Source organism: Nostoc sp. MG11 (assembly GCF_014904695.1).
GTDB lineage: Bacteria > Cyanobacteriota > Cyanobacteriia > Cyanobacteriales > Nostocaceae > Komarekiella.
The window spans coordinates 55,142-61,141 of sequence record NZ_JACXXN010000033.1 but is presented as its reverse complement, the minus strand read 5'-3'; the positions used below and the strand labels follow the sequence as shown (position 1 = coordinate 61,141).

Here is a 6,000-nt window from a genome sequence, read left to right as displayed (position 1 = left end):
ATAACTCAATAGTTTTGCGCGTACCAGATGGCAATAGTTTGCTGTTGGTAGGCGGTGATATCAATATGGATGGGGGACGATTAAATGCTTTTGGTGGGCGAGTCGAGTTAGGAGGATTGGGTGAATCTGGTACTGTAGCGCTGGGTGTAGATGGTGATGATCTCAGCTTGAGATTTCCTGAGAATGTTGCACTAGCTTCGGTATCCCTCACCAATAGTTCAGGTGTATTTGTAACTGGGGCTGGTGGCGGTAATATTGCAGTCAATGCCAGAAATCTAGAGCTTTTAGGAGGAACTATCCTAAGTGCTGGTATTGGGCAAGGTTTGGGGACACCTGAAACTGTTGCAGGAAATATTACGCTTAATGCTACCGGAGAAATCAAAATTGCTGATGGGAGTGTAGTTTTTAATAATGTGCGCGTGGGATCACAAGGCAATGGGGGTAACATTACCATCGATTCTGGTTCTTTTTCATTACAAGATGGCGCTAGACTTTCTGCCGAAACTCGTGGACAAGGGAATGCTGGGAATGTGACAGTAAGTGCAAAAGATGCTGTTTCCCTGGCAAATGCTTACATCTTTAGCACGGTGGAAGCAGGGGGTATCGGTAAAGGTGGCAATATCGACATCAAGGCTACAACCCTGTCACTGATTGATGGTGCTCAAGTGCTAACCAGTACTCGTGAAGCATTTACTACCCAGCCAGCAGGACGAGGGGATGCAGGGAATGTCAATATTCATGTTACTGGCACTGTTGACATTGCTGGTAGGGAAAATAGTTTTATTAGTGGTATTGGCAGCTTTGTGGCAAATGGGACAGTTGGCAATGGGGGTAACATTACCATTGATTCTGGTTCTTTCTCTTTACGAGATGGTGCTACACTTTCTGCCTCAACCCGTGGACAAGGGAATGCAGGAAATGTGGCAGTGAGTGCAAAAGATACTGTTTTCCTAGTCAACGGTGATATCTTTAGCACGGTGGGTGCAGGGGTTGTAGGAAAAGGTGGCAATATTGACATCAATGCTGCAACACTATCACTAATTGATGGCGCTCAACTGCAAACTAGTACTCGTGGTGCATTGGGGGATGCGGGGAGTATCAATATTAATGCTACTGGCACTGTTGACATTGCTGGGGGGGAAAATGGTTTAAGTTCGATTTTCAGTTCTGTGGCAAATGGGACAGTAGGCAATGGGGGTAATATTACCATCAATTCTAGTTCTTTCTCGTTACGAGATGGCGCTACACTTTCTGCCTCAACATTTGGACAAGGGAGTGCGGGGAATGTGACAGTGAGTGCAAAAGATACTGTTGTCCTAGCAAACGGTGATATCTTCAGCACGGTGGCAGAAGGAAGTGTAGGTAAAGGTGGCAATATCGATATCAATGCTACCACCCTGTCACTAATTGATGGCGCTCAAGTGCTAACTAGTACTCGTGAAGCATTTGCTACCCAGCTAGCAGGACGAGGGGATGCAGGGAATGTCAATATTCATGTTACTGGCACTGTTGACATTGCTGGTGGAAAAAACGGTTTTTTTAGTGCAATTACAAGCAGGGTAGAAACAGGGACAGTAGGCAATGGGGGTAATATTACCATCGATTCTAGTTCTTTCTCGTTACGAAATGGCGCTAGACTTTCTGCCGAAACTCTTGGACAAGGGAATGCTGGTGCAATCAAAATTAATGCTGCTGATTTCGTCACCATTTCTGATAACAGTTCAAACTTTAATAGTGGCTTGTATGTTAACTCTCAAAGTACAACGGGTACTGCTGGAGATATTATCGTCACCTCACCTAGAGTTACCCTAGATAACAGTGGCAGACTAAACGCCGAATCTGCATCGGGTAATGGTGGCAATATTAACTTACAAACTAATTTACTACTTCTGCGTCGTGGCGCTGAAATTACCACCACCGCAGGCACAGCACAAGCTGGTGGTGGTAATGGTGGCAACATTAATATTGATGCCCCGTCAGGCTTCATCGTTGCCGTGCCTGTTGAAAATAGCGACATCACTGCTAATGCTTTTACAGGCACAGGTGGGAGAGTGGATATCAAAGCCTTTGGCATTTATGGCATTCAGCCCCGTGAAAGTCAAACTTTATTCAGTGACATCACTGTTAGTTCAGAATTTGGTACACAAGGCACTGTGGAACTGAACACACCTGAGATTGATCCCAACAGTGGCTTGCTAGAGTTGCCAACAATACCAGTTGATACTGAAATTGCACAAGGCTGTTACAGTCCTGGTTATGCTCAAAGCCGATTTATAATCACTGGACGCGGCGGTTTACCAGCCAACCCTAAAGATATTCTCACTCCTGATATAGCCAAAATAGATTGGGTGTCTCTTAAACCCAGCAATAACAAACGTTTCCAACCACCTGTCACCACTAAACCAACTGCCCCCACTTCCAAACGTATTGTTGAGGCCACAGGTGCAGTGCTAAACGCTAAAGGACAAATAGTCCTCAGCGCTAATTCATCTACCGTTAGTCCTCATAACTCCAGACAGAACCCGATTCAGTGTAATGGTCGCTAAAGTTACTCCAACTTTTACAACATTCTGCTATTTTTTGGCATCATCTCATCGGTGGCTGAATGGCTTAGGTTGGTGTTAGTTACAGGGTGATATTTAGAATTAAATGAAACTTTTAAAGCATTTTTTAATAGCACTATTGACTGCATTACTGTGCATATCTTTGCCGTATTTTGTTGACTCATCTAATTATTTAACAGCAGCGTTTGCAAAATTATCCCCTTTTCCTGCGATCGCCAATGCGCGTAGCTCAAAATCTACAATCCTATCTCGCGGCTTAATTTAGATAGTAAGCAAGCATTATCTAAATCTAGTATTTTGATCTGTGACATTTTTCTTTCTCCTTAATAAAATTGTTTGGTTGAGATTAACTTTGACTTAATTAACCTCAACTCAAATATATGAGCTATTCTCAACGATTTTAAGAGGTAAAAGTTTTTTTTGATGCATAAATGAGAGTGTTTTGATTCCAAAATTGCTTTACATTTATAAATAGGGATATTGTCAAATTTGGTAGGAGTAAATCTCAATTTTCACTGCATATTTACCAGTGCCTGCAATTTTAAACTGAAGCTATATTTTTAGTCGCATATGGTACTTGATGCCCTGTCACGGCACAACAGCCGAAAAAGCCTGATTTTTCACCGTTCATCTAATCTTGTAAAGTTTTGTAACGAGATGTGGAATTCCCGGAGTTTTGATTCAGAGAAGTAACAGAGGTTCTCAGGAAATATCCAGATTAATTTCTATCTGGGCATTGCAAGTTATACCAGGAGGAATTGCTGTGGACAAGCAAGGTCTATACTTAACAACTTTTCAGCGTAAGCTTTTGCTCAAGAGTCTAGAAACAGATTTACGTCCAGAATACCGCCGTCGGATTGAAATTATGTTGTTGGCAGATGTAGGCCAATCTCAGACTCAAATTTGTGAAGCGTTAGGATGCGCTCAGGAGACGGCACGACACTGGATGACGATCGCCCAAACAGGTCAAGCTCACCATTGGAGCGATCGCCCGATGGGTCGTCCTAAAGCTGTGAATAAGCAATATCTCGCTCGTTTGTATGAACTAGTAAGCCATAGTCCGCGTGAATATGGCTATGCATTTGAACGTTGGACAGGACAATGGTTAAGCAAGCATCTGACAAAAGAGATGGGAATTAAAGTTAGTGCTTGCCACATTAACCGCTTGCTCAAAGAAATAGGACTTTCGACTCGACAAACACGCCAAACTACCGAGAAAGAAACTGATAACACAAAGAATTCTCGGATTACTATTAGCAACCTGCTACCAAATCCAGAACCTGATTTTCAGTGGTCATTGAATTTCGCTAAGACAAGCAACTAATTCTGCCGTTAAACTCCCAACAAATCAAGCCATCAAACAACGCATCGCTGAAGTTAAAGCTGCGGCATCATCAGAAAAGTCTTTTGGGTTTAGTGTGTCTTTGCATCCGATTTTAGCGGATACGGAAGAGAAAGCATGGGAAAAAGCGCGATATATTCTCTCGCGGGTGAAAGAAAACCGTGCTAAAGCAGGGATTCAACTTCTATCTGGTGCTTCAGCTAGACAGCAAGCTGTTGGTTCCAGGCGGTTGCTGGATTTTGCCCAAGATAGTGAAATCCCAAATTTTCAGGCTTTATTTAATTGACATAAAAAAAGACAGGCTTATTGCCTGTCATACAAGTAATCATTTAGCAGAGAATTTAGAAATTCATCTCAGCAGCTTGAACTTTCTCAACCTGCTTTTTCTTCAGCACCAGCATAACTTGAGCCAACATCACAAGAGCGATGAACGCAATCATCCATTGGACTCTAGATGCATCTTGCAATACGATTTCTGCATCTTGTTGACCAAATCCACCCACGTTCGGGTTGCTGGTCAAAGCATCACCAGACTTGACTGCTTGTCCTTCAGAAACAATCAGTTCTGGGCCTAGGGGAATCGTCTCCTTGACAACTTCACCAGATTCACTTTGGATGCTCACAACATATTTGACGTTACCGTCTCCGTCTTCCTCTTTGGCAATTTTGCTAATTGTGCCAGTAGCGGAAGCGTTGTAAACTGTGTTGTTGCTCTTTTCGCCAGTGGGGTAAACTTGTCCGCGTCCTCTGTTACCACCTACGTGAACCGAATATTTACCGAAGTGGATGTTTTTATCGGTTGCGGGGTTGGGAGAAAGAACTGGGAAGACAATTTCCTGATACTGTTCACCAGGTAAGGGGCCGACGATGATAACGTTATCTTTCTCTTCGCTGTAGGGTTGGAAGAATGTGTCACCGACTTCTTCTTTAAGTTCCTCAGAAATCCGGTCTTCAGGAGCAATCTTAAAGCCTTCGGGTAGCATCAGTACAGCACCGACATTCAAGCCGACTTTAGAACCATCAGCACCAACCTGCTGCAAGCTAGTATCGTAAGGAATTTTCACCACAGCTTTAAATACAGTGTCAGGTAGTACCGATTGGGGAACTTCCACATCTGTAGGCTTAGCTGCTAGGTGACAGTTGGCGCAAACAATCCGCCCGGTTGGTTCGCGGGGGGTTTCAGGATAGGTTTGCTGTGCCCAAAAAGGATAGGCAGCAGCAGCTTGGGGAAGGGCTAGATCGCTGGTGAAGTAAAATGTCACGGTAGCGATCGCTATGAGCAATGTTTTAACAATCGCTCTAGCACTGCGAGTTAACCTCGCTGTTATGAAAGCATTTCTCATCTCTATAAGGACAACGATTGAATTAGTCATTGGTCATTAGTCATTAGTCATTAGTCATTAAGCCCTGAACAAAGGACAAATGACTAAGGACATAAGGACAAAATTATTAACCCCACCAAGGTTCTTCGCCGGTGCGGAAGTCGGTTTCAGTCCAAGGGGTTAAGACGATTTTGTCGTCGTTTACGTTGGTATGGGCCAAAGCTAAAGACAGCGGTGCTGGGCCCCGGACAACCTTACCAGTTTCGTCGTACTGAGAACCATGACAAGGACACTTAAATTTGTTCTCGGCAACGTTCCAGGGGACGACACAACCTAAGTGGGTACAGATGGCATTAATGCCATAATCTTTGATCGCCTCTTTGCTGTCTACCACAATATAGGTGGGGTCGCCCTTTAGTCCTTGGACTAGGTTGCGATCGCCTGCATTACGGTTTTCTAGAAATTTAGTAACGCTGACATCATTACCAAGCTCGTCTTTTGCCGTTGTACCACCACCAGCACCACCAGTAGCGGGTGGAATAAAGTACTTGACAACGGGATACAATGCACCCAGAGCCACTCCAGTGACAGTCCCAAAAGTGAGCAGATTCATGAATTGACGACGCCCCATATCGGGCACGTCTGCTGATTCAGAAAATTGAGCCATAATCTACGCGCTCTTTATGTATTTTGCTAAGCATTTTGACAGGAGTACTAGTACTTGAGCAACTCTTGTCTAAGTCGAAATGCTAACGCCCACAACGATGCCATA

Annotated in this window: 5 protein-coding genes; 3 read left to right on the top strand and 2 right to left on the bottom strand. The window is 43.9% G+C overall.

Going from position 1 to position 6,000, the window contains the following annotated elements; genetic code table 11:
• From HCR01_RS28635 to HCR01_RS39140, 3 genes are all read left to right on the top strand, one after another.
• Window positions 1–2,546: beta strand repeat-containing protein (locus HCR01_RS28635; RefSeq protein WP_193199414.1), on the top strand; the 2,546-nt coding region annotated here is incomplete at its 5' end.
• Window positions 2,547–3,285: 739 nt separating this feature from the next.
• Window positions 3,286–3,888, top strand: coding sequence for a helix-turn-helix domain-containing protein (locus HCR01_RS28630; protein ID WP_193199419.1), 603 nt, complete (start codon window positions 3,286–3,288; stop codon window positions 3,886–3,888).
• 94 nt (window positions 3,889–3,982) lie between these two features.
• Window positions 3,983–4,192 (top strand): hypothetical protein, encoded by a 210-nt coding sequence (locus tag HCR01_RS39140; protein WP_226889694.1) that lies wholly within the window; start codon window positions 3,983–3,985, stop codon window positions 4,190–4,192.
• A gap of 55 nt (window positions 4,193–4,247) precedes the next feature.
• On the opposite strand, the gene petA is transcribed toward HCR01_RS39140, so the two are convergent.
• Both petA and petC read right to left on the bottom strand, forming a co-directional pair.
• Window positions 4,248–5,249 (bottom strand): cytochrome f, encoded by a 1,002-nt coding sequence (petA, locus tag HCR01_RS28620; RefSeq protein WP_193199417.1) that lies wholly within the window; start codon window positions 5,247–5,249, stop codon window positions 4,248–4,250.
• A gap of 106 nt (window positions 5,250–5,355) precedes the next feature.
• Window positions 5,356–5,895, bottom strand: a complete 540-nt coding sequence (gene petC, locus HCR01_RS28615) for a cytochrome b6-f complex iron-sulfur subunit (protein WP_193199413.1) — start codon at window positions 5,893–5,895, stop codon at window positions 5,356–5,358.
• Window positions 5,896–6,000 lie beyond the last annotated feature (105 nt).

Coding starts and splice junctions, on each gene's coding strand:
- petA (WP_193199417.1), bottom strand. CDS start 5,249: ATGAGAAATGCTTTCATAACAGCGAGGTTAACTCGCAGTGCTAGAGCG.
- petC (WP_193199413.1), bottom strand. CDS start 5,895: ATGGCTCAATTTTCTGAATCAGCAGACGTGCCCGATATGGGGCGTCGT.